Source organism: Streptomyces sp. NPDC038135 (assembly GCF_055601245.1).
Genome location: NZ_JBVJXS010000005.1, coordinates 254,499 through 277,401 on the forward strand (window position 1 = coordinate 254,499; position 22,903 = coordinate 277,401).

Annotated in this window: 16 protein-coding genes; 10 read left to right on the forward strand and 6 right to left on the reverse strand. The window is 71.6% G+C overall.

What is annotated here, in order from left to right; translation table 11 throughout:
* Nucleotide 1 precedes the first annotated feature (1 nt).
* Nucleotides 2-1,456, reverse strand: coding sequence for a protoporphyrinogen oxidase (hemG, locus tag ACZ7JA_RS15985; protein WP_450746545.1), 1,455 nt, complete (start codon nucleotides 1,454-1,456; stop codon nucleotides 2-4).
* Between the two features lie 174 nt (nucleotides 1,457-1,630).
* Between hemG and ACZ7JA_RS15990 the strand changes: the two genes are divergently transcribed.
* Both ACZ7JA_RS15990 and ACZ7JA_RS15995 read left to right on the forward strand, forming a co-directional pair.
* Nucleotides 1,631-2,593 carry a DUF4349 domain-containing protein gene (locus ACZ7JA_RS15990; RefSeq protein WP_389302627.1) on the forward strand — a complete coding sequence of 321 codons (963 nt, stop codon included), beginning with the start codon at nucleotides 1,631-1,633 and terminating at the stop codon, nucleotides 2,591-2,593.
* Between the two features lie 50 nt (nucleotides 2,594-2,643).
* Entirely contained in the window at nucleotides 2,644-4,044 is a 1,401-nt protein-coding gene (locus ACZ7JA_RS15995) for an FAD-dependent oxidoreductase (protein ID WP_470808773.1), read from the forward strand.
* 12 nt (nucleotides 4,045-4,056) lie between these two features.
* Here ACZ7JA_RS15995 and ACZ7JA_RS16000 read toward each other — a convergent pair whose 3' ends face one another.
* Complete coding sequence (locus ACZ7JA_RS16000) at nucleotides 4,057-4,317, reverse strand: hypothetical protein (protein WP_351666851.1); 261 nt, start codon at nucleotides 4,315-4,317, stop codon at nucleotides 4,057-4,059.
* Nucleotides 4,318-4,439: 122 nt separating this feature from the next.
* Here ACZ7JA_RS16000 and ACZ7JA_RS16005 point away from each other — a divergent pair, with 122 nt between their 5' ends.
* Complete coding sequence (locus ACZ7JA_RS16005) at nucleotides 4,440-5,264, forward strand: rhomboid family intramembrane serine protease (RefSeq protein ID WP_351666790.1); 825 nt, start codon at nucleotides 4,440-4,442, stop codon at nucleotides 5,262-5,264.
* Between the two features lie 36 nt (nucleotides 5,265-5,300).
* Here ACZ7JA_RS16005 and hemE read toward each other — a convergent pair whose 3' ends face one another.
* Complete coding sequence (hemE, locus tag ACZ7JA_RS16010; RefSeq protein ID WP_351666788.1) at nucleotides 5,301-6,368, reverse strand: uroporphyrinogen decarboxylase; 1,068 nt, start codon at nucleotides 6,366-6,368, stop codon at nucleotides 5,301-5,303.
* Between the two features lie 96 nt (nucleotides 6,369-6,464).
* On the opposite strand from hemE, the gene ACZ7JA_RS16015 reads away from it, so the two are divergent.
* The 5 genes from ACZ7JA_RS16015 to ACZ7JA_RS16035 all read left to right on the forward strand — a co-directional run bounded on the left by ACZ7JA_RS16015 (nucleotide 6,465) and on the right by ACZ7JA_RS16035 (nucleotide 13,199).
* The gene (locus tag ACZ7JA_RS16015) at nucleotides 6,465-7,142 is read left to right on the forward strand and encodes a DUF3000 domain-containing protein (RefSeq protein ID WP_389302632.1); all 678 of its coding nucleotides are present in this window, start codon (nucleotides 6,465-6,467) and stop codon (nucleotides 7,140-7,142) included.
* 281 nt (nucleotides 7,143-7,423) lie between these two features.
* Nucleotides 7,424-8,083: a response regulator transcription factor gene (locus tag ACZ7JA_RS16020; protein WP_351666784.1), complete on the forward strand. Its 660-nt coding sequence runs from the start codon at nucleotides 7,424-7,426 to the stop codon at nucleotides 8,081-8,083.
* Nucleotides 8,084-8,238: 155 nt separating this feature from the next.
* Nucleotides 8,239-9,528 (forward strand): ribonuclease D, encoded by a 1,290-nt coding sequence (locus tag ACZ7JA_RS16025; protein ID WP_389302635.1) that lies wholly within the window; start codon nucleotides 8,239-8,241, stop codon nucleotides 9,526-9,528.
* 324 nt (nucleotides 9,529-9,852) lie between these two features.
* Nucleotides 9,853-11,073, forward strand: a complete 1,221-nt coding sequence (locus ACZ7JA_RS16030; RefSeq protein ID WP_351666780.1) for a thiolase family protein — start codon at nucleotides 9,853-9,855, stop codon at nucleotides 11,071-11,073.
* Nucleotides 11,070-13,199 (forward strand): 3-hydroxyacyl-CoA dehydrogenase NAD-binding domain-containing protein, encoded by a 2,130-nt coding sequence (locus ACZ7JA_RS16035; RefSeq protein ID WP_389448043.1) that lies wholly within the window; start codon nucleotides 11,070-11,072, stop codon nucleotides 13,197-13,199. Before ACZ7JA_RS16030 ends, ACZ7JA_RS16035 begins: the two co-directional genes overlap by 4 nt.
* 56 nt (nucleotides 13,200-13,255) lie before the next feature.
* On the opposite strand, the gene ACZ7JA_RS16040 is transcribed toward ACZ7JA_RS16035, so the two are convergent.
* Both ACZ7JA_RS16040 and ACZ7JA_RS16045 read right to left on the reverse strand, forming a co-directional pair.
* The gene (locus ACZ7JA_RS16040) at nucleotides 13,256-14,779 is read right to left on the reverse strand and encodes a hypothetical protein (protein WP_403681423.1); all 1,524 of its coding nucleotides are present in this window, start codon (nucleotides 14,777-14,779) and stop codon (nucleotides 13,256-13,258) included.
* A gap of 39 nt (nucleotides 14,780-14,818) precedes the next feature.
* Nucleotides 14,819-16,309 (reverse strand): hypothetical protein, encoded by a 1,491-nt coding sequence (locus ACZ7JA_RS16045; protein WP_470808777.1) that lies wholly within the window; start codon nucleotides 16,307-16,309, stop codon nucleotides 14,819-14,821.
* A gap of 61 nt (nucleotides 16,310-16,370) precedes the next feature.
* Here ACZ7JA_RS16045 and ACZ7JA_RS16050 point away from each other — a divergent pair, with 61 nt between their 5' ends.
* Nucleotides 16,371-17,240, forward strand: coding sequence for an endonuclease/exonuclease/phosphatase family protein (locus tag ACZ7JA_RS16050; RefSeq protein ID WP_351666772.1), 870 nt, complete (start codon nucleotides 16,371-16,373; stop codon nucleotides 17,238-17,240).
* 166 nt (nucleotides 17,241-17,406) lie between these two features.
* Here ACZ7JA_RS16050 and ACZ7JA_RS16055 read toward each other — a convergent pair whose 3' ends face one another.
* Entirely contained in the window at nucleotides 17,407-21,390 is a 3,984-nt protein-coding gene (locus ACZ7JA_RS16055; RefSeq protein WP_450751476.1) for a bifunctional glycosyltransferase/CDP-glycerol:glycerophosphate glycerophosphotransferase, read from the reverse strand.
* Between the two features lie 401 nt (nucleotides 21,391-21,791).
* Between ACZ7JA_RS16055 and ACZ7JA_RS16060 the strand changes: the two genes are divergently transcribed.
* Entirely contained in the window at nucleotides 21,792-22,883 is a 1,092-nt protein-coding gene (locus tag ACZ7JA_RS16060) for an LCP family protein (protein WP_450751478.1), read from the forward strand.
* The last annotated feature ends 20 nt before the right edge of the window (nucleotides 22,884-22,903 follow it).

Here is a 22,903-nt window from a genome sequence, read left to right on the forward strand (position 1 = left end):
CCTATTCTCCCGCTCCGCCGTGCAGGCTCTGCACCGGGTCGGCCGTCAGCTTGCGCACACCGTCGAGGTCGCCGCCGAGCTGGTCGACGGCCGCGTGGGCGCTCGCGACACAGGCCGGAATGCCGACGCCGTCGTACTGCGCGCCGCACACCGCGAGGCCCGGCAGCTTGGCGACGTGCTCGCGGATGCGGGCCACGCGCGCGTGGTGGCCCACCGGGTACTGGGGCAGTCCGCCGGTCCAGCGGGTCACCCGGGTCTCCAGGGGCGTGGCGTCCAGGCCGGTGGCCTCGCGCAGGTCGTGCCGGGAGACGGCGACCAGCTCGGCGTCCTCGCGCTGGAGCACCTCGGTCTCGCCGTGCCGGCCGACGGAGGTGCGCAGCACGACGACGTCCGGGTCCTCCTCGGCGATCCAGCCCCACTTCTGGGAGGCGAAGGTGGACGCCTTGATGGTGCGGCCGTCGACGGGCGGCACCAGGAACCCGCTGCCCTCGGGCAGGGCGAGGCCGGTGCGGCGGTAGGCGAGGGTGATCAGGGCCATGGAGGCGTACTCGACGGCGGAGAGTTCGGCCGCGGCCTCCGGGGCTTCGGCGCGCAGCAGCGCGGCGGCGGCCGGGGCGGGTACGGCGACGATCACCGCGTCGGCGTCCAGCACCCGCTCCCCCGCGGTGACCCGCCAGTGGCCGGACGCCTCCCGGCGCAGTCCGGTCACGGGCGTGCGGCAGAGGATGTCGCCGCCGAGGGCGCGCACCGACTCGGCGACCGCGAGCGGCAGCCGGCCCACGCCGCCCTCGATTCCCGTGAACACCGGTCCGGTCTGCCGGTTCGCCTCGGCCTTCGCCTGGATGTCGCGCACGGCCTCGGTGAGGGAGTCGTGGTCGCGGGCCGCCCGGAAGAGCTGCGGGACGGCCGAGCGCATCGAGATGCGGTACGCGTCGCCCGCGTACACCCCGCCGAGGAGCGGTTCCACCAGCCGGTCGACGACCTCCCGGCCGAGCCGCGCCGCCACGTACTCGCCGACCGCCACGTCGTCGCCGATCTCGGTGCGGGGCAGTCCGGCGTCGCGCTCGATGCGGGCGAGGCCCTCGTCGGACAGCACGCCGGCGAGCGCGGCGGCGGTGCCGGGGACGCCCATCACATGCCCCTTGGGCATGGGGCGCAGGGCACCGCGGGTCCAGATCGAGGCGGTCGCGGTGGCCGGCGGCTGGAGGCGCTCGGCGAGGCCCACCTCGCGGGCGAGGGTCACCGCCTCGGGACGGCGGGCCAGCATCGACTCGGCGCCCAGGTCCACCCGGACGCCGGCGATCTCGCCGGGGAGCAGCTTTCCGCCGACGCGGTCCGAGGCCTCCAGCACGGTCACCCGGGCGCCCCGTCGCAGCAGCCGGTGGGCGGCGGCCAGCCCCGAGATCCCGGCTCCGACGACGACGACATGCTCCGTAGGCGTACCCGTTGCGCTCATGTCCCCCACTCTCTCAGACCCCGCCGACAGGCCCGTCCCGGACCGGTGTCCGGGACGAGTCCGGACCGTGACCGCTTCGGAACCGGCGCGCCCCAACGTCCCGGGCCGCCCGGGCGTCGAAGGAGCGTCAGAGGTCATTGCCGTCGTGTCTCACCGCTTCCGGGGGTACCGCCCATGCGCACACCACGTCCCGTACGACCCGTCCGCGCCCTGGCCGGGGTCCTGCTCGCCGCCTGCCTGGCGCTGGCCGGGTGCAGTGCCGCCGGCGACTCGGGCGGCGATTCGGCCAAGTCGGCCGCGGACGGCGCCGAGCGGCAGGCGGGTGCCGCCGGCGGCAAGGCGGACGACGCGAAGTCGGCCCGCCGGGCGCCCTCGTCCGTCCCGAGCGCCGTCATCCGCACCGCCTCCCTCACCGTCGAGGTCAAGGACGTGCCCAAGGCGCTCGGGGAGGCCCGCACGACCGCCGAGAGCGCGGGCGGTTACGTCGGCGGCGAGAACACCTCCCGGGACTCCGACGGCCACGAGTACACGCGCGTGGTGCTGCGGGTGCCGGCCGCGCGGTACGACGAGGTCCTCGGCGACCTGCAGGGCGCCGGCCGGCTCGTCGAGCGCACCGCGAAGGCGCAGGACGTCACCGACCAGGTCGTGGACGTGGACAGCCGGGTCAAGTCGCAGCGGGCGAGCGTGGCCCGGATCCGGACGCTGATGGACCGGGCGGCCAAGCTGAGCGACGTCGTCACCCTGGAGGGCGAGCTGAGCAGCCGGGAGGCGGACCTGGAGGCGCTGCTCGCCCAGCAGGCGTCCCTGAAGGACCGCACCAGCCTGGCGACCATCACCCTGTCGCTGTCCGAGACGCCCGTGAAGAAGGCCGCCGACGACGACACGCCGGGCTTCGTGGACGCGCTGTCGGGCGGCTGGCACGCGTTCGTCACGATGCTGCGCTGGATCGCCCTGGTCCTGGGGGCGCTGCTGCCGTTCGCCGCGCTCGCCGCCCTGCTGGCCCTGGTGTGGACGCGGCTGGTCCGGCCGCGGCTGCCGCGCCGCCCGGCGCCGGTCCCCGCACCGGCGGCCGTACCGGGCGCGCTGCCGCACGCGCGTCCGGCGCCGGAGCCCGCGCGGGAGCCCGGCCGGGACTGACACGCGAGCCCGGCCGGGACCGAAACGGCCGCGCATCGTAGCGTGTTCGCATGAGAATGAACGGTGGGCGGGACGGCAGGCGGCGGCTGGTGGTGATCGGCGGCGACGCCGCGGGGATGTCCGCGGCGTCGCAGGCGCGCCGGATGTCGGGTCCGGACGAACTGGAGATCGTGGCCTTCGAGCGGGGCCACTTCAGCTCCTACTCGGCGTGCGGCATCCCGTACTGGGTGGGCGGTGACGTGCCCGAGCGCGACCAGCTCATCGCGCGCACCCCGGCGGAGCACCGCGCGCGCGAGATCGATCTGCGGATGCGCACCGAGGTCGTCGAGATCGACGTGGCCGGGCAGCGGGTACGCGCGCGTGACGTCGATTCCGGCGCGGAGTCCTGGACGTCGTACGACGGGCTGGTCATCGCCACCGGCGCCCGTCCGGTCCGCCCCGACATGCCGGGCGTGGACGCGCCGGGCGTGCACGGGGTGCAGACCCTGGACGACGGCGAGGCGCTGCTGGACTCGCTGGAGCGGGCGCCCGGCCGCCGCGCGGTGGTCGTGGGCGCCGGCTACATCGGCGTCGAGATGGCCGAGGCGCTGATCAACCGGGGCTTCGAGGTGACGGTCGTCAACCGCGGCAAGGAGCCCATGTCGACCCTGGACCCGGACATGGGCCGCATGGTCCACCGGGCGATGGAGGGGCTCGGCATCACCATGGTGAACGACGCCGAGGTGACCAAGGTGCTGACCGGCGAGGACGGCCGGGTCCGCGCGGTGGCCACCGAGGACGCCGAGTACCCGGCGGACATCGTGGTGCTGGGCATCGGGGTGCGTCCGGAGACCTCGCTCGCCCGTGCGGCGGGGCTGCCCCTCGGCGCGCACGGCGGCCTGCTCACCGACCTCGCGATGCGGGTGCGCGGCCACGAGAACGTCTGGGCGGGCGGCGACTGCGTCGAGGTGCTGAACCTGGTCTCGGGGCAGGAGCAGTACGTTCCGCTGGGCACCCACGCCAACAAGCACGGCCAGGTCATCGGCACCAACGCGGGCGGCGGTTACGCCACCTTCCCGGGTGTGGTGGGCACGGCGGTCAGCAAGGTCTGCGACCTGGAGATCGCGCGCACCGGACTGCGCGAGAAGGACGCCCGCCGGGTGGGCCTGCGGTTCGAGTCCGTCACCGTGGAGTCGACCAGCCGGGCCGGCTACTACCCCGGCGCCTCCCCGATGACGGTGAAGATGCTCGCCGAGCGCGGCACGGGCCGGCTGCTCGGCGTCCAGATCGTCGGCAGGGAGGGCGCGGGCAAGCGGGTCGACATCGCGGCGGTGGCGCTGACCGCGCAGATGACGGTGCAGCAGATGACGGCCCTTGACCTCGGGTACGCCCCGCCCTTCTCGCCGGTGTGGGACCCCGTCCTGGTGGCGGCGAGGAAGGCGACGGCGAAGGTGCGGGACGGTCAGCGGTGAGCAGCGGGCGGTTCAGGCCGTCGTGCTGATCCGCGGCAGGGAGGTGACGCCTCCGCCGGCCGTCACGGCGGCGGGCTGCTCCCCGGCGGGTTTGGCGTGCGAGGCGGACGGCCGGGTGGACCGCAGGCGGTAGCTCACCGCCTCGTCCAGCGTCACCGGCCGCTGCATCTGCGCCGCCAGCCGCCCGGCATCCTGACCGAGCCGGGCGACGTCCTCCCAGGGGAGCCGTATCACCAAGGACAGCTCGGCCTCGCCGTCGGGCAGCGCCTGCATCGCCGTCACCTGCGGAGCGTTCGCGTTCATCGCCTGATCCTCACGTCGGTTGAGAGGAGATACGCGGCCCCGCCCGCCTGCGTTCACCGATTCACCGGCCGTATCCCGGGCAGTACTTCTGTGTGGTCATCCCCGTCCATGACGTGAACCCGGCGCGCCGCACCCCGTATGTGACGTACGCCCTCGTCGCCGCCAACGTCCTCGTCTTCCTCGTCACTCCCGGCACCCTCGGTTCGGTGCCGGGTTCGAGCGAACTGGCGCAGCTCTGCCATCTGCAGGCGTTCATGGACCACTACGCGGCGGTCCCCAGAGAGCTGATCCACCATCAGATGCCCCGTGCGGTGCCGACCGGCGGCATCGGTGTGGGCCCGCACGGCCCGGGCTGCGTGGTGGGGCCGGCCGCCTACGACAAGTCCCCGGCGCTGTCCGTGTTCACGGCGATGTTCCTGCACGGCGGCTGGCTGCACCTGCTGGGCAACATGCTGTTCCTGCTGATCTTCGGCAACAACGTCGAGGACCGGATGGGCCACATCCGCTACTTCCTCTTCTACGTCTTCTGCGGCTACGCGGCCGGTTACGGCTTCGCGCTGCTCAACGCCACCTCCGCCGAGCCGCTGATCGGCGCGTCCGGCGCGATCGCCGGTGTGCTCGGCGCGTATCTGGTGCTGTACCCGAGGGCGCGGGTCTGGGTCCTCGTGCCCTTCCTCGTCTTCCTGCCGCTGCGGCTGCCCGCCTGGCTGGTGCTGGGCTTCTGGTTCGGGCTGCAGGCGGTGTACTCCTCCGGGCACGGGGTGTCCGGAGCCGGGACGGTGGCCTACTCGGCCCACGTGGTGGGCTTCGTGGTGGGCATGGTGCTGGCCTGGCCGCTCAAACCGGGCACCCCGCCACCGCCGGAGCCGCGCCGCCTGGTGTTCGGCAGGCAGGCGCGGCCCCGTCAGGTGTGGTGAGCGCGGGCGCGGTGAGCGTGCGGCGGGCGGCCGCGCTCAGCGGGCGGTACTGGTGTGGACGTACTCCACGAGCCGGGTCAGCGCGTCCGGGTCGGTGTTCGGCATGACCCCGTGGCCGAGGTTGAAGACGTGGCCCTCGAGTCCGGCGGCGGTGTCGAGCACCTCGCGGGCGCGGGCCTCGACGGTGTCCTTGTCGGTGAACAGCACCGTCGGGTCCAGGTTGCCCTGGAGCGCCTTGCCCGGTCCGACGCGGCGGACGGCCTCGTCCAGCGGGACGCGCCAGTCGACGCCGACCACGTCGGCGCCGGCCTCGCCCATCAGCCCGAGCAGCTCGCCGGTGCCGACGCCGAAGTGGATGCGCGGGACGCCGTAGCCGGCGACGGCGTCGAACACCTTCGCCGAGGCGGACATCACCGACCTGCGGTAGTCGGCCGGGGCCAGCGCGCCGACCCAGGAGTCGAAGAGCTGGACCGCCGAGGCCCCCGCCTCGATCTGGACCTTGAGGAACGCGGCCGTGATGTCGGCGAGGCGGTCCAGCAGGTCGGCCCAGAGCTGCGGGTCGCCGTACATCATCGCCTTGGCGTTCTCGTACGTGCGCGAGGGGCCGCCCTCGACCAGGTAGCTCGCCAGGGTGAACGGCGCCCCGGCGAAGCCGATCAGCGGGGTCCCGCCCAGCTCGCGGGTGAGCATGCCGATCGCTTCGGTGACGTAGGACACGTCCTCGGGCGTGAGGTCGCGCAGCCGGGCCAGGTCGGCGCGGGTGCGCACGGGCTGCTCCACGACCGGGCCGACGCCGGGCTTGATGTCCAGGTCGAGGCCGATGGCCTTGAGCGGGACGACGATGTCGCTGAAGTAGATCGCCGCGTCCACGTCGTGCCGGCGCACCGGCTGCAGCGTGATCTCGGTGACCAGCTCGGGCCGCATGCAGGACTCGAGCATCGGGACGCCCTCGCGCACCTTGCGGTACTCGGGCAGCGAGCGGCCGGCCTGGCGCATGAACCACACGGGGGTGTGCGGCACGGGTTCACGCCTGCACGCCTTGAGGAAGGCGCTGTCGTACGTAGCGGTCGGCTGCTTGCCCGCGGGGCTTGGGTTGGCACTCACGTCGGCAAGTCTCGCACGGCCGCGAAGCGAGAAGTGCGGCCGCCCTCAGGGGTGTCCTCCCTGCACGGGGGCACTGTTCCCCTTACTCTTCCCCGCATGGCTGCGGCTCAGGGACGATCGTCGGACGGCGCTGACGGAATGGACGACGCGAAGGACTCCGCCCAGGCGGAGGGCCGGACGGGCACGGCGGCGCCGCCGGCGTTCCGGGCCGCGGTCGACGCGCTGCGCGGCGCGCGGCTGCGGCCGCAGATCGAGGTGGAGCCCACACCCGCCCCGCAGCGGCTCGCCCCCTTCGCGTACGCGCTGGAGGCCGCGGTGGTCGACGGCGACGAGGACCTGGCCGACGGCCGGCTGGTACTGCTGCACGACCCGGCCGGGCACGAGGCCTGGCACGGCACCTTCCGGCTGGTGACGCTGGTGCGCGCGGAGCTGGAGCCGGAGATGGCGGCCGATCCGCTGCTGCCCGAGGTGTGCTGGTCGTGGCTGACCGGGGCGCTGCAGGCGCGCGGGCTGGCCTACGGCGAGCCCAGCGGAACCGTCACGCGCGCCAGCTCGCACTACTTCGGCGGACTGTCCGCCCGCCCCGCCGCCTCCCAGATCGAGATCCGCGCCTCCTGGACGCCGCGCGAGGGCCTGGGCGGGGCGCCGGACACCGCCGCGCATCTGGCCTCGTGGTGCGATCTGCTGGCCCAGGTCGGCGGGCTGCCGCCGGCCGGTCCGGGCGACGCCTCCGTGGTCACGCTGCCGCAGCGCAGGGGTCCGCAGTCACGGTGACCTGAGGCGCGGCCGTCCCTGATTCATCCTCTTGGGCGGCCTGTTGACTCTCTCTTTGTCGATACGGCCACTTTCTGACCTCGAATCGCATCGGCTCGAACCGATTCGATCTTCGGATGATCGATCGCCTGTCCGAATTGAACGGATTGTTACTCACTAGATCGTGATCATTCTCTAAAGGCGCACGGCTTTGCTGCCGAAGACGACTGTGACCCTGAAAGCACGTTTCGTCCCGGCTTCCTCCCCACAAGCCGGCCCCGTCCCCCCACCCAGGAGGCCTGGTGTCCGTTCTCCTCGAGCAGCCCGCAAGCCTGGTCGCCTACCGCCCGAACAAGCCGACCGCCATGGTGGTCGTGGCCGACCCGCGCGTCCGTTCCACCGTCACCCGCCATCTGTGGGCCCTCGGTGTGCGCGACGTGATCGAGGCCTCGTCCGTCGCGGAGGCTCGTCCCCGCATCGGCAACCCCCGCGACATCTGCGTCGCCGACGTCCACCTGCCCGACGGCTCCGGCCTGACCCTGCTGTCCGAGACCCGCGCCGCGGGCTGGCCCAACGGGCTGGCCCTCTCGGCCGCCGACGACATCGGCGCCGTGCGCAACGCCCTCGCCGGCGGGGTCAAGGGTTACGTCGTCACCGGAACCCGAACCAACATCGGCCTCCCCGCCCGGCCCGGCGCCGCTCCCCTCGGCGCCGCCGCCCGTATGCACCGCCGCCCCCCGGGTGCCCCGAGCCACCCGGGCGGCTACCGCGAGCTGTCCGGACGGGAGGTCGAGGTGCTCCGCCTGGTCGCCGAGGGCCAGTCCAACAAGGCGATCGGCGTCTCGATGGGCCTGTCCGCACTGACCGTGAAGAGTCACCTGGCCCGTATCGCCCGCAAGCTCGGCACCGGCGACCGCGCCGGCATGGTGGCCGTGGCGCTGCGGACCGGCATCATCCACTGACCCGTACCGACTCCTCCATACGACCCGTGAGCGCAATGCCCGTTCACTCATATGAACCGGAAGTTTCACCGGCCTGACTGGTTTACGACCCTGCGGCGCCCGTCGACGGAACGTTCCGTCGACGGGCGCCGCGCGCACACGGATACCCTTGACAGGTGACCGACGCCCAAGAGACCGCAGCAGACAGTTCCGTGCGCACCACCGGGGGCACTCCTCCGGACGACGCCGGGGCCACTGTGCTGGGGGCGCCGACTCCGCTGCTCGAGCCCCGCGAGGGGATTCCGCCCGTGATCGCCGACGAGGCCGCCCTCGCCGAGGTGATCGCCGCCTTCGCGGCCGGCTCCGGCCCCGTCGCCGTCGACGCCGAGCGCGCCTCCGGATACCGCTACGGCCAGCGCGCCTACCTCGTCCAGCTGCGCCGCGAGGGCGCGGGCAGCGCGCTCATCGACCCCGTCGCCTGCCCCGACCTCTCCGGTCTCGGCGAGGCGCTGGCCGGCGTCGAGTGGGTGCTGCACGCCGCCACCCAGGACCTGCCCTGCCTGCGGGAGATAGGCATGGTCCCGACCCGGCTGTTCGACACCGAGCTGGCCGGCCGGCTCGCCGGGTTCCCCCGGGTCGGTCTCGGCGCCATGGTCGAGGGCGTCCTCGGTTTCGTCCTGGAGAAGGGCCACTCCGCCGTCGACTGGTCGACCCGGCCGCTGCCCGAGCCCTGGCTGCGCTACGCCGCCCTGGACGTCGAGCTCCTGGTGGACCTGCGGGACGCGCTGGAGAAGGAGCTGGACCGGCAGGGCAAGCTCGACTGGGCGCTTCAGGAGTTCGCGGCGATCGCGGCGGCGCCGCCCGCCGAGCCCCGCAAGGAACCCTGGCGCCGCACGTCCGGGATGCACAAGGTGCGCCGCCGCCGGCAGCTCGCCGTCGTCCGGGAGCTGTGGCTGGCACGGGACCGCATCGCCCAGCGGCGCGACGTGTCGCCGGGCAAGGTGCTGTCGGACGCGGCCATCGTGGAGGCCGCGCTCTCGCTCCCGGCCAACGTGCACGCGCTGGCCGCGCTGAACGGGTTCGGGCACCGGGTGGGGCGCAGGCAGCTCGACCAGTGGCAGGCGGCGGTCGACCGGGCGAAGGCGCTCCCCGAGGCGCAGCTCCCCCAGCCGGGACAGCCGGTCACCGGACCGCCGCCGCCCCGGGCGTGGGCAGACAAGGACCCCGCGGCGGCGGCCCGCCTCTCGGCCGCACGGGCCGGTGTGTCGGCGCTGGCCGAGCAGCTCAACATGCCCCAGGAGAACCTGGTCTCCCCCGACACCGTGCGGCGGGTGTGCTGGGAGCCGCCGGCCGCGGTGACCGCCGGGACGGTGGCGGACGCGCTGGCCGGCCACGGTGCGCGGCCCTGGCAGGTGGAGCAGGTGACGCCCGTGCTGGTCGCGGCGCTGTCGGGCGCGGGCGCCTGAACCGGAACCCGGACGTCGAAATCACGCCAAGATCCTGGGCGCGTCGACACGCCCCGCTTCCCGGTTCCGAGACGCGTCCGCGCGCCCCTTCGTGGCCGAGGGCCCGCGTCCGACACCCGGGCGCGGGCTCTTTCCATGCCGGCCGCGGGAGCGGGACCGGGCGCGTGTCCCGGCGGGGAGGCACCCCCCTGCACACGGATCGACGACTCCGTCGGTGTGACGTTCACCGCTCCGGCCGGGGGGAGGACTGGGCAGTCACGTTACTCACAAGTAGCATGGCCCGTAAGCAAGCGCTCAGCATCCCGCATCTGGAGGAGAGCCATCGTGCCTCGTACCGTCAGGGACGTCGTCTTCGTCGACGGCGTCCGCACCCCGTTCGGCAAGGCGGGCCCGAAGGGCATCTACCACGAGACCCGCGCCGACGACCTCGTCGTCAAGGCGATCCGGGAGCTGCTGCGCCGCAACCCCGGCCTGGACCCCAAGAAGATCGACGAGGTCGCCATCGCGGCGACCACCCAGATCGGTGACCAGGGCCTGACCCTCGGCCGCACGGCCGGCATCCTCGCGGGCCTGCCGCAGTCCGTGCCCGGCTACTCGATCGACCGCATGTGCGCCGGCGCCCTGACCGCCGTGACCACCACCGCCGGTTCGATCGCGTTCGGCGCCTACGACGCCGTCATCGCCGGTGGCGTGGAGCACATGGGCCGCCACCCGATGGGCGAGGGCGTGGACCCGAACCCGCGCTTCGTCTCCGAGAAGCTGGTCGACGAGTCGGCGCTGTTCATGGGCATGACCGCCGAGAACCTGCACGACCGCTACCCGCAGATCACCAAGCTGCGCGCCGACGAGTACGCCGTGCGCTCGCAGGAGAAGGCCGCCAAGGCGTACGCCAACGGCAAGATCCAGCAGGACCTGGTGCCGATCTCGGTGCGCCGCACCAACGCCGAGGCCGGCGAGACCGGCTGGGGCCTGGTCACGGCCGACGAGCCGATGCGCCCGGGCACCACGCTGGAGAACCTCCAGGGCCTGAAGACCCCGTTCCGCGTGCACGGCCGGGTCACCGCCGGCAACGCGGCCGGCCTGAACGACGGCGCCACCGCGTCGATCATCGCGAGCGAGGACTTCGCCCGCGAGAACGGCCTGCCGGTCAAGATGCGCCTGGTCTCCTACGCCTTCGCGGGCGTCGAGCCCGAGGTGATGGGCTACGGCCCGATCCCGGCCACGGAGAAGGCCCTCGCCAAGGCGGGTCTGTCCATCTCCGACATCGGCCTGTTCGAGATCAACGAGGCCTTCGCCGTCCAGGTGCTGGCCCTCCTCGACCACTACGGCATCGCGGACGACGACGAGCGCGTCAACCAGTACGGCGGCGCGATCGCCTACGGTCACCCGCTCGCCTCCTCCGGCGTCCGTCTGATGACGCAGCTGGCCCGCCAGTTCGAGGAGCAGCCCGAGGTCCGCTACGGCCTCACCACCATGTGCGTCGGCTTCGGCATGGGCGCGACGGTCATCTGGGAGAACCCGCACTTCGACGGAGGCGACAAGTGAGCACCACCGCTGAACTCCTGAAGGGCGCGGCCGAGCTGTTCCCGGACGAGGTCGTCACGCAGGCGCACGTACGCCACTTCGACCTTCCCTTCGGGGCCGGGCGCTTCGCGCTCATCACCCTGGACAACGGCCTGGACCACACCAAGCCGACCACCTTCGGCCCGCAGTCGCTCGCGAACCTGAACGCCGCGATCGACCAGGTGGAGAAGGAGGCCGCGGACGGCGGGATCGTCGGCGCCGGCGTCACCGGCAAGCCGTTCATCTTCGCGGTCGGCGCCGACCTCAAGGGCGTGGAGCTGCTCAAGCAGCACGAGCACGCGCTGGCCATCGGCAAGGGCGGCCACGAGGTCTTCAAGCGCCTCGCGAAGCTGGCCGTGCCCACCTTCGCCTACTACAACGGCGCGGCGATGGGCGGCGGCGTCGAGGTCGGCCTGCACTGCACCTACCGCACGGTGTCGAAGGCCATCCCGGCGTTCTCCCTCCCCGAGGTCTTCCTCGGCCTGGTCCCGGGCTGGGGCGGCTGCACGCTGCTGCCGAACCTGATCGGCGCCGACAAGGCCGTCTCGGTCATCATCGAGAACAGCCTCAACCAGAACAAGCAGCTCAAGGGCAAGCAGGTCTTCGAACTGGGCATCGCCGACGCCCTCTTCGAGGGCGCCGACTTCCTGGAGCAGTCGCTGCTGTGGACCGCCCAGGTCCTCAAGGGCGACATCAAGGTCGAGCGCCCGGCGATCGACCGCGGCGAGGCCTGGGACCAGGCCGTCGCGCGCGGCCGGTTCATCGCGGACGGCAAGGTGCACGGCGCGGCCCCGGCCGCCTACCGGGCCCTGGAGATCATCGCGGCCGCCAAGAACGGCGACCTGCAGCAGGGCTACGACGCCGAGGACCAGGCCCTCGCCGACCTGATCATGGGTGGCGAACTGCGCGCCGGCATCTACGCGTTCAACCTCGTCCAGAAGCGCGGCAAGCGTCCCGCCGGCGCCCCGGACAAGAACCTGGCCCGCCCGGTCACCAAGGTCGGTGTCGTCGGCGCCGGTCTGATGGCCTCGCAGCTCGCCCTGCTCTTCCTGCGCCGCCTCGAGGTGCCGGTCGTCCTGACCGACATCGACCAGGAGCGCGTCGACAAGGGTGTGGGCTACGTCCACGCCGAGATCGACAAGCTGCTCGGCAAGGGCCGGATCAACCAGGACAAGGCCAACCGCCTCAAGGCGCTGGTGACGGGTGTCCTGGACAAGGCCGAGGGCTTCTCGGACGCCGACTTCGTCATCGAGGCGGTCTTCGAGGAGATCGGCGTCAAGCAGCAGGTGTTCGCCGAGGTCGAGGCCGTCGCCCCGGCGCACGCGATTCTCGCCACCAACACCTCCTCGCTGTCGGTGTCGGAGATGGCGTCGAAGCTGAAGCACCCCGAGCGGGTCGTCGGCTTCCACTTCTTCAACCCGGTCGCGATCCTCCCGCTGCTGGAGATCGTCCGCGGCGAGAAGACGGACGACGCCTCGCTGGCCACGGCCTTCGCCGTCGCCAAGAAGCTGAAGAAGACCGCGGTCCTCACCAAGGACGCCCCGGCGTTCGTCGTGAACCGCATCCTGACCCGCTTCATGGGCGAGATCCAGAACGTGATCGACGAGGGCACCCCGGTCGAGGTCGCCGAGAAGGCGATCGAGCCGCTCGGCCTGCCGATGTCCCCGCTGGTCCTGCTGGAGCTGGTCGGCCCGGCGATCGGCCTGCACGTCTCGGAGACCCTCAACCGGGCCTTCCCGGACCGCTTCACGGTCTCCCCGAACCTCGCGGCCGTCGTCAAGGCGGGCAAGCGCGGCTTCTACGTCTACGACAGCGGCAAGCCGGAGCTGGACCCGGAGGTCGCCGCGCTGCTGAAGCAGGGCGACACCGTCCTGACCGAGGAGCAGGTCCGCGACCGCGTCCTCGACGCGGTGGCCCAGGAGATCGGCCTGATGCTCGACGAGGGCGTCGTCGCCGAGGCCCAGGACATCGACCTCTGCCTGATCACCGGCGCCGGCTGGCCCTTCCACCTGGGCGGCATCACGCCTTACCTGGACCGCGAGGGCGTCTCCGAGCGGGTGAACGGCAAGCGGTTCCTGGAGACGGGCGTGGCGAGCGTTCCGGCGTAAGCGCTCCCTGACCGGGAAGAGGGCCTCCGCCTGCGGGCGGGGGCCCTCTTCGTGTGTCAGTACTCGCCGTTGAACACGGCCGCGGGCGCCCCCGCCGACAGGTTCAGGACGGTGAAGGGAACCTGCGTGACCGCGGATTCGGCTCCGGAGTGGTCCACGGCGAAGACGTCGACGACGTGCATGCCCGCGCCCCACGCCCAGCCCGAGTCCCACGACCAGCTTCCGTCCAAAGCGACCGCGACGCCCCCGAGCAGTACGCCGTTCTGGCGGAACCCGACCTGTGCGGCGCCCGCGGCGGCTCCCCGGAACACGATCCGGGAGTCCATCACCTGTTCGTGGGCCACGGGTTCCAGCACCATCGGCGCGGAGGAGCCCGGCCCGACCGTCGACAGCACGGGCCCGCGGTCCCCGGCGGACGGGGCGAAGACCGGCGCGCCGGGCCCGTCCGCGCCGTCGACGGCTGTGAAGTGGGCCTCGACGCGCTCGGACTGGTAGCCCGCCGCGTCCACCGCGTAGAGCTTCACCGGGTGCTTCCCCTTGCTCCATGCCCGGCCGAGATCCCAGGACCAGCTGCCGTCGGGCGCGACGTCGGTCTGGCCCAGGTACTTGCCGTGTTCCCAGATGATCACGCGGACGGCGCCGCGGGCGTGTCCCGCGAGCCGTACGGCGTCCCGGCGGACCTCCTGCTGGTGCGCCGGCGCCGTCACCACGGGCGGCGGGAACTCCGCACCGCGGACCAGCGACGTGGCGGAGAGGTAGGAGTCGATGGCCGAGCGGTCGCGGCCGGGCTCCTCGTAGCCGTTGCGGACGAAGCCCAGGCGCGGGGCGATCCCGTCGATCAGGCAGTTGGCGATGCCCATGAGCAGGGGGACGTTGCGGCCCGCGACCTGGGTGTGGTCGGCGATGTGCGGGGAGTCGCTGAACACGAAGTTGAAGTTCTCGTAGGGCTGGAACAGCCCGAGGAAGGGTTCGACCTGGACCGGGTACTGGTCGTCCTGGACCGCCGACACGAGATAGATGTTCGCCGCACGGTTGGCCCCCGAGCGCAGCAGGTCGGGGATGAGCGCGTCCACGGCCCGGACGTTCTCCTCGGGGACACCCTCACCGAGCATGTAGCGGGCGGTGCCCGGGTGCACGTCGCGTACGTACGTCCCGATCAGGAACTGCGGCGCGATGGCGACGATGTTCCGGAAGCCGTACTTCAGGCCGAAGTAGAGAGCGGCGCTGCCGCCCTTCGAGCCGCCCCACAGGGTGACGGAGTCGGGGGTGAGGTCGAGGGCCCGCATCACGTTGGAGATCAGCGTGACGACGGACTGCTCAAGGGAGAAGTCCATCCCCTTGCACAGGTAGTAGCTGCGGTTGTCGTCGAACTTGTCGCGTATCCAGAGGACGTTGGCACGCAGTTTGTCGAACACGCCGTTGGACCAGCCGTAGTCGGCCGGCGCGGCGAAGTTGGCGAACACGACGACCAGGTGCCGGTTGCCCTTCTGGGCGTGGCTGAACCGGTACTCGACCGGGAAGGTCCCGGAGGCCTCTATGCCGACGAGCAGCTGACGTCCACTCGAGGATGCTTGGGGCATGTCGGAAATCCACTTCCTGTTCTGCGAAGCCTGGCGGTCTCAGTAACCGACGGGCGCCGCGCCCGCGGTGGCGTTGGTGACGGCGAAGACGACGGCTGTCGCCGGGGACTCGGCTCCCGCCGCGTCGGCCGCGTACACCTCGACGGTGTGCACGCCCTCGGCCCACAGCCAGCCCGGCTCCCAGGTCCAGTCGCCGTCCGGAGCGACCGCGCACGCGGCGAGGAAGACCCCGTTCTCCTTGAAACCGACGTGGGCGGCGCCCACGGCGATGCCCTGGAAGCCGACTTCGGAACCGGACAGCTGGCCGTACGCCTGCGGACGCCTCACCAGCGGTGCGGAGAGTTCACCGGAGACCGCCGCGGCCGGATACGGGGCGTCCGGCGCCGGGACCTGCGCCACGGCATGCTCGGAGACGGTGAACCGCACGTCGGTTCGCTCGGACTGGTATCCGTTCGGGTCGACGGCGAACATGCGCACCAGGTGCTCGCCCGTGCTCCACGGCGTGTCCCGCACCCACGTCCAGCCGCCGTCCGGGGCCACGGGCGCCGACGCCAGGTACTTGCCGTTCTCCCAGATGCTCACCCGGACCGCGCCGGGCGCGTGGCCGGTGAAGCGGGCGCCCGTGACGGGCAGCAGGTTGTGCGCGGCGGGCGCGGTCACGACCGGAGCGGCGAACGAACTCTGCACCACCGACGTGGACTTGATGAAGGAGTCGATGCCCGAACGGTCGGCGTCGGGCTCCTCGTAGCCGTGCCGTGCGACGCCGAGGCGCGGGGCGATGCCCTCGACCAGCAGGTAGGCGATTCCCAGCAGCGGGGGCGTGTTGCGCTGGGTCACCTTCCCGTGGTCCGTGATGAACGGGGACTCGCTGTAGATGAAGTTGAAGTTCTCGTAGCGCTGCAGCAGGCCGAGGAAGGGCTCCACCTGGCTGCTGTACTGCTCGTCCTGCGGCGAGGACACCAGGTAGATGTTCGCGTCCGGGTTGGCTCCCGAGGCCAGCAGGTCGGGCAGGACCGCGTCGAGGGTGCGGACGTCGTCGGGCGCCATCCCCTCGCCCAGCATGTGCCGGCCCGTGTCCGGGTAGACGTCGCGCACGAAGGTGCCGATCGCGAGCTGCGGGACGCTGGCGACGATGTTGCGGAAGCCGTACCGCAGCCCGAAGTACAGCGCCGCGCTGCCGCCCTTCGAGCTGCCCCACAGCGTGACGTCGCCGGGGGTGAGGCCGAGGGCGTCGACGACCCTGGAGATGAGTCCGATCACGGACCTCTCGACCGCGAAATCCATGTTCTCGCAGAGGTAGTACGTGTTCCCGCCGTCGAACCGGTCCCGGATCCAGAGGATGTTGGAGCGCAGGTTGTCCAGGATGCCGGTGGCCCAGCCGTAGTCGTCCGGGGCGAAGATGTTGGCGAAGACGACCATCAGGTGCCGGTTGCCATTCCTCGCGTGGGAGAAGCGGTACTCGACCGGCCGGCCACCGGAGGCGTCGATCCCCTGGATCGTCTGACGGCTCTTCCTGGGTGCTTCAGGCATGGTGCGGTTCCACTCTGGTCGGGCGGTTCGGCGTCGGGTGCCGATCGGCGATGATGGCGTGATGCTTCGAAGTCGAGGGCGCCGGGCCGTGGCCGCGGCAGCCGCCCTGCTGGGACTCGCGACCGCGGTGCTCGTGGCGCAGTCGTCGGGACCCACCCGCTCCCCCGCCCCGCGCCGCTCGCTGACGGTGGCGACCTGGAACATGTGCGGCGTCCGGCAGTGGAACTGCGCGGACACCGGGAGCCCGGCCGTGAAGCAGCGTGAGCTGCGGCGCCTCGCCACCCGGGCCGGGGCCCGGGTGATCTTCCTGCAGGAGGCGTGCGCCGGCGATGTCGAGGCCGTGCGCAGGGCGCTCGGCACGTCCTGGCACACGGCGTTCCGGCCCTACGGCGAGGCTGACCGGGTCGGCCGAGTCGGCACGGTGCCCTGCGCCGGCGCCGGGCAGGGTTCCGCCGGCATCGCCATCCTCGCGGCGTACCCGCTGTCCTCCGTCACGCGGGTGCCCTCGCAGCAGCCCACCGTGGGGTTGCGGCGCGGCATCCTGTGCGCCTCGGTAGCGGCGCACCGGGTCCGCCTGTGCACCGCCCATCTGAGTCCGGCGGGCAGCGACCGGGCGCATCCCGGCTGGGAGTTCCGCGACGATCAGCTCAAGGCCCTGGTGGCCGCGGTTCCCGCACGGCGCACGGTGTACGGCGGCGATCTGAACGTGAATCCGCCGGGCGACGGCAACTCCGCGTCGTGGGTGTGGCCGTCCGCGCCGTACGACGTCCACCAGGAGTGCGACGGGTCCCCCGACTCCGCCCGCAGCACCCACGTCTCCGGGCACAAACTGGACTACCTGTTCACCGGCCTGCCCAGGGTCCGCTGCACCGTGCGCGACACCGGCGCCTCCGACCACTTCGCGCTGATCATGCGCGTAGGGACGGACTGAACGGGCGGCACCGGCGGGGCGCCTGGGCCGCGGCGGCTGGACGCGGGTGACGGCAAGCGGCCTGGGGGTGTTCGTGCGCGGCGCGCTCATGGCGCGTCGCGGCCGTCCGGCCCGGGCGGACGCGGCCGCCGAACGCGCCGGTCGCGCCCGGGACGGGTCCCGGGCGTCACACGACCACGTCCTCGACGGCCCTGCCCTCGGGCACCTGCGCCTGCGCAGGCGTCGTGAAGGGCATGAACCGCTGCATCGCGGCTGGCGCCTGGGCGTGCGGCTGCTGGACGGCGTCGAAGTCACCGGCCCACCCGGCGCCCGTCTGCGCGGCCGCAGGGCCGTACTCCTGCGCCTGCGGCACACCGCCCGTCACCCCGTGTCCGTGATGCGAGGACTGGCCGGGAATCACGTTCATCAGCCCTGCTTCGGCCGGGGTCTCGGCCGGGCCGGGCCGGGGGGCGAACCACTGCTGGGAGTTCCAGTGGAGGGGGGTGAGGGGCCGTCCCGCGTGCGTGTTGTCCACCGTGCCGACGGCAGGTGCTCGGGCGGCCTCGGGGGCGAGGTCACCGCCCGCGACCAGCATCCGGTCGGCGAGCCGCGCGGACGCGTAGCCGTCGTCGAGATCGCAGAACTCGCTCTGGAACCAGCGGTAGCGCTCGGCGTACTCCTCGTGGATCCGGTCGATCTCGCGGATCGAGGTCACGAGATCCTCGGAGGTGTGCACCAGAGGACCGGGAGCGCTGTTCTGGAAGTCGAAGTAGAAACCGCGCAGGGTGTCGCGGTAGTGGTGCAGGTCGTAGGTGAAGAAGAGGATCGGGCGCCCGGTGTTGACGTAGTCGAACATCAGCGACGAGTAGTCCGTGATCATGACGTCGGTGATCAGGGACAGGTCGGCCATGTCCGGGTAGTCCGAGACGTCGAAGACGAAGCCGTCGCCGGCTCCCGGCACCGGGTCGACGACGTTGGGGTGACGCCGGACCAGGAGGACGTGGTCGGCGCCGAGCCGGGCGCGGGCGTCCGCGAGGTCGATGCGGAAGTCGAGCTTGTACTTGCCGGGGGCGTAGAACTGGTCGTCGCGCCAGGTCGGTGCGTACATGACGACGCGCTTGCCCTCGGGAAGGCCGATGCGCCGGCGGATCTCCCGCTCCCGCTGCTCCATGCCGGGCAGCCGCAGGATGTCGTTGCGCGGATATCCGCACTCCACCATCTCGCCCGGGAAGCCGAAGGCGCGCTTGAGGATCGGCGTGGAGAAGCTGTTGGGCGACACCAGCATGTCCCAGTTCTGCACCTCCTTCTCCACTCGCTCCAGATAGCGCTGGTCGGCGAAGTGGATGGCCTCGATGTCGTGGCCGATCTTCTTCAGCGGGGTGCCGTGCCAGGTCTGCACGACGACCTGGCCCTCGCGCTTCTGGAACCAGTCGGGCAGGTGGTTGTTGACGACGACGTACTGGCTGGTGGCCAGCGCCTCGTACCACTCGGGGGACCACATGCGCACCGGTGTCGCCGTGGGCGGTACCTGGACCTGGTCGTCCCGGACGACGAACAGGTGCTCGAGGTCGACGCCCCGCCGCACCAGTTCCTCGTGCAGGGCACGGGGGCTGTCCGAGTACTGGGTGCCCTTGAACGCGTCCAAGAGGATCGCCGGACGCACCTTCTTGCGGCGCGCCGCGGGGTAGGTCTTGGTGCGCAGCAGCTTCTGGCGGTATGGGCCCCGGGCGTCGTCGGGCATGGCCGAGTGGACCAGGAGGGAGAGCCTGTCGTACGCCTCCGCCTCGAGTTCGTACCGGCGCTCGCTCGCCTCGTACTCCTGCGGGAAGGACTCGATGCGGTCCTGCTCGATCTTCACCATCAGGTCTTCGAGCCGGTCCTCACGGGCCACCGCCGAGAGGTCCTGGCGACGCAGGAAGAAGTCCCAGCGGCCGGCCGCGAGGGGGATGTCGCCGGCGAGCGTGCGCATGGCCGCGGGGGTGAGCACCGCGTGGAACTCGTTGCCGTTCCAGACGAGCGGAACGGGGCGTTCCGCCCCGTGGGCGCGCGAACGCACCACGAGGTGGGCGTCGTGGTATTCCTGCGCGGTGAGCCGGTCGGCGGCCAGATAGCGGCCGCTGATCTCCAGCGAGCCGTCCTCGCGCCAGGCGACGTCCGTCGCGGTGGGCAGGGTCGCCCGCTCGAAGAGCACGAGGTAGCCCGAACCGTTGCGGTGGACCACGATTTCCCGGTCGCCCTCACGGGTCTGGAGCGACGCGGGCATCCGGTAGTGCCCGTCGGCCGTCTCCTGGGCCATGACCGGATACATCGTCATCTTGCGGCCCTCGACGTGGAAGGTGGTCTTCCAGCCGTTGCTGCCCATGCTCCAGGACTTGGGGATCTGCCCGTCCGCCTGGGCGTCCGACCGGAACCCGGGCACCAGGACGCGCAGCGGGAGACGGGCGCTGAAGGTGCACCAGCCCTCGCCGCCGGGGGTGAAGTGCACCCGGGCGTCGTGGCGCCCCGCCCCGCTCATGCTGGTGACCCGGAGCTTGCCCCACTCCGGGACCTTGGGGCCGAGGTAGACACCGCGCAGCTCCAGCTGGTCGCCGTGGACGCGGTGGCCGGTGATGCGGCAGCGCACGATCTCCACGCGTAGCTTGAGCTTGCCCTGCAGGAACAGCGGAAGTATCCGGGTGTTCTTGTCGACATACCGGTACGGCGGGTTCGCGGCGGTTCCCGCGCCGCCGCGGCCGATGCCCCGGTAGCGGAACAGACCGCGGCTGAGGACGCCGGCGGCGACGTCCCAGGTCCCCTCGACCCACTCCCCCTTGCGCTTGAGCCGGGTGGTGTCGATACGCGCCTCGAAGCCCGCCCAGTCGTAGCAGTAACGATTCTGGTTGGAGCGTTCGGTGGCCTGCGGCGCATAGGTGGTCTTGGCCGTGGTCACCACCATCCGGCCCTGCTTCTTGTTCCGCAGGGCGATGGCCTTGACCGACATGTGCTTCTTGTGGACGTTGATGAACCGGACGTACGCGGCGCCCGTGAGGGTGAGCTGGTGGCCGTTGCCGCTCCAGTGCGCGCCGCTCAGCGACCCGTGCAGCGAGAATTCCTTGTCCAGCCGGTAGGCCTTCTTGTCCAGCCCGACCTCGCGGTCCCCCAGGAAGGGGTAGTTGAGGTAGCGGCGGACCCGCCGCTGGACCGGCATCGGGCCGCCCTTGCGCTCGAAGTGCACGACCTCCAGCAGCTCGGGCAGCCGCCGGGCGCGCACCAGGAGCCACTTGACGCGGGCGTCCGCCGGCAGCTCGTCGATGATGGTGAGGTCTGCCTCGTCCAGGAACGCGTTGGCCCACTCCATGAAGGCCTGCTGGTACTCCTCGTCGGCGTCGGGCAGCACCTTGAGGTGGAGCATGAGGTCCGACTTGAGGCAGGCGAGGTCGTACTTGCGCTTGCTGCCCTCGAAGTCCCCGTTGCTTTCGTCGCCGAGGAACCGGCTCACCGACTGCACCGCCGCGACACGGTCCCGCAGGTTCGACAGCTCGGTGTGGCGCTGGGTGATGGACGGGGCGCCGCCGGCGTCACGGCGGCGCCAGAAGTAGACGACGTCCGTGATGACGTCGACCTTGGCGGCGCGGAAGTGGGCGTACATGTTGACCCACGAGTCCTCGTAGAGGACGCCTTCGGGGAATTCGATGGAGTGGCGGTCCCAGAAGGAGCGCCGGAACATCTTGTTCCAGACCGTGCGGTCGTAGATCAGCGCGTCGTGCTTCGTGATGTGGGTGCCGCGCCGGTTCTTCTCCATCGGGCCCTTGTGGAGCGGCGACTGCCACTTGCTCGTGGAGTTCATCATCTGCACGTTGCCGGAGACGAAGTCGGAACCGGACTCCTCGACGGTGCGGATCAGCAGCTCGTAGGCGTACTCGGGGATGACGTCGTCGCCGTCGGCGAAGGCGAGGTACTCGCCGCGCGGGTGCATGCACCGCAGACCGACGTTGCGGGCGTGGCCCGGGCCGTGCGCGTGCTGCCGGACCAGCCGGAAGCGCCGGTCGGCCGCACAGAAGTCGGCCGCGATCCGGACGGATCCGTCGGTGGAGCCGTCGTCGACGAGGATCACCTCGAAGTCACGGAACGACTGCCGGGCGATCGACTCGAGACATTCGGCCAGGTAGAGCTCGACATCCTGAAAGGGCACCACGACACTCAGGCGCGGATGATCCGCCAACTCGTTCTCCTACCCACACATTTCGCCCGCCAGGACATCAAAAGGTCCCGCTCGAACGCCCACCCCTCAAAGCGGTGACGCCCGGCGGCCCCCTTGCCGACGACGCATCACCAGCACCCGTGAACACGACAGAACCCCCTCCATCTTTGTTCACAGATGAACCACATCTTATGTGACTCTTACCCGTGGTCAAGACTTGTTCATGTGCCATGCATCTCAGGCCCGCCCCCTGGTCACCCGCGCCCTGAAGGCCTTGTGCGCGGCGCCTATAGTGCTCCCACTGCACCGACAGCATCAGCGGGCCGGCCTTCCCCCCACCCGGGCCCCGATCCTCCGCATCGCGGAGCCCGTGAGGAGAGGAACCGAAGGCGATGACGCACAGCGCCACCACCGAGCCCCGCCCCGACGGCCAGACCCCGGCGAGCGGCGGGCGGCGTCGGCCGCAGCGCGGCAGGAGACGCTGGGGCCGTATCGTCCTGCTGTCCCTCCTCGTCCTGGTGCTGGCGGCCGGCGGCATCGGCTACTGGCTCTACAGCGACCTCGACAACAACATCAAGGGCGTCGACATCGACAAGGCGATCGGTGACGACCGGCCCGAGAAGCTGCCCACCTCCGGACAGAACATCCTGATACTGGGCTCCGATTCGCGCGCCGGCGCCAACGCCGCGGTGGGCGCGGGCAACGTCTCGGGCGCCCGCTCCGACACCGCGCTGGTGATGCACATACCCGAGGGCCGCACCAGGGCCGTCGCCGTCAGCATCCCCCGCGACACCCTGGTGACCCGGCCCGAGTGCACCAAGTCCGACGGCTCCACGGTCGCGTCCGCGAATCGAGTGATGTTCAACTCCATCTACTCGCAGGTGGGCCCGGCCTGCGTGGTCAAGACCGTGGAACGGATATCCGGGGTCCGCATGGACCACTACGTCGAGGTCGACTTCGCCGGTTTCAAGGGACTGGTGGACGCGATAGGCGGAGTGACCGTCACCGTCGACCAGGACATCCACGACTCCTCCAGCGGCCTGAACCTGACCGCCGGCACGCATCGGCTCGACGGCACGCAGGCGCTCCAGTTCGTCCGTACCCGGCACGGCATCGGAGACGGCAGCGACCTCGGCCGCATCGGTCTGCAGCAGCAGTTCATGCTCGCCCTGCTCTCCGAGATCAAGAAGCAGGACCTGCTGGGCAGCCCCACCAAGACCTACAAGATCGCTGACGAGCTCACCACCGCGCTCACCACCGACTCCGACCTCGCCTCCCTCACCAAGCTTGCGGACTTCGGCCGCAGCCTGAACGGTGTCGACCCGTCCACCATGGAGACGATCATGCTCCCGGTGGCCTACGACAAGGTCGACCCCAACCGCGTCGTGGCGGCGCAGCCGCAGGCGAATCAGCTGTGGAAGGCGATCCGCTCGGACGCCGTCATCCCCGAGTCCGCGAAGAAGTCCCCCGCGACGGGCGGCTGACCCCTTGCCGCCGGCCGCCC

Bases quoted from the DNA above. Each gene is read 5' to 3' on its own strand.
- hemG (WP_450746545.1), bottom strand. From the start codon at position 1,456: ATGAGCGCAACGGGTACGCCTACGGAGCATGTCGTCGTCGTCGGAGCC.
- ACZ7JA_RS15990 (WP_389302627.1), top strand. From the start codon at position 1,631: ATGCGCACACCACGTCCCGTACGACCCGTCCGCGCCCTGGCCGGGGTC.
- ACZ7JA_RS15995 (WP_470808773.1), top strand. From the start codon at position 2,644: ATGAGAATGAACGGTGGGCGGGACGGCAGGCGGCGGCTGGTGGTGATC.
- ACZ7JA_RS16000 (WP_351666851.1), bottom strand. From the start codon at position 4,317: ATGCAGGCGCTGCCCGACGGCGAGGCCGAGCTGTCCTTGGTGATACGG.
- ACZ7JA_RS16015 (WP_389302632.1), top strand. From the start codon at position 6,465: ATGGCTGCGGCTCAGGGACGATCGTCGGACGGCGCTGACGGAATGGAC.
- ACZ7JA_RS16040 (WP_403681423.1), bottom strand. From the start codon at position 14,779: ATGCCCCAAGCATCCTCGAGTGGACGTCAGCTGCTCGTCGGCATAGAG.
- ACZ7JA_RS16045 (WP_470808777.1), bottom strand. From the start codon at position 16,309: ATGCCTGAAGCACCCAGGAAGAGCCGTCAGACGATCCAGGGGATCGAC.
- ACZ7JA_RS16050 (WP_351666772.1), top strand. From the start codon at position 16,371: ATGCTTCGAAGTCGAGGGCGCCGGGCCGTGGCCGCGGCAGCCGCCCTG.
- ACZ7JA_RS16060 (WP_450751478.1), top strand. From the start codon at position 21,792: ATGACGCACAGCGCCACCACCGAGCCCCGCCCCGACGGCCAGACCCCG.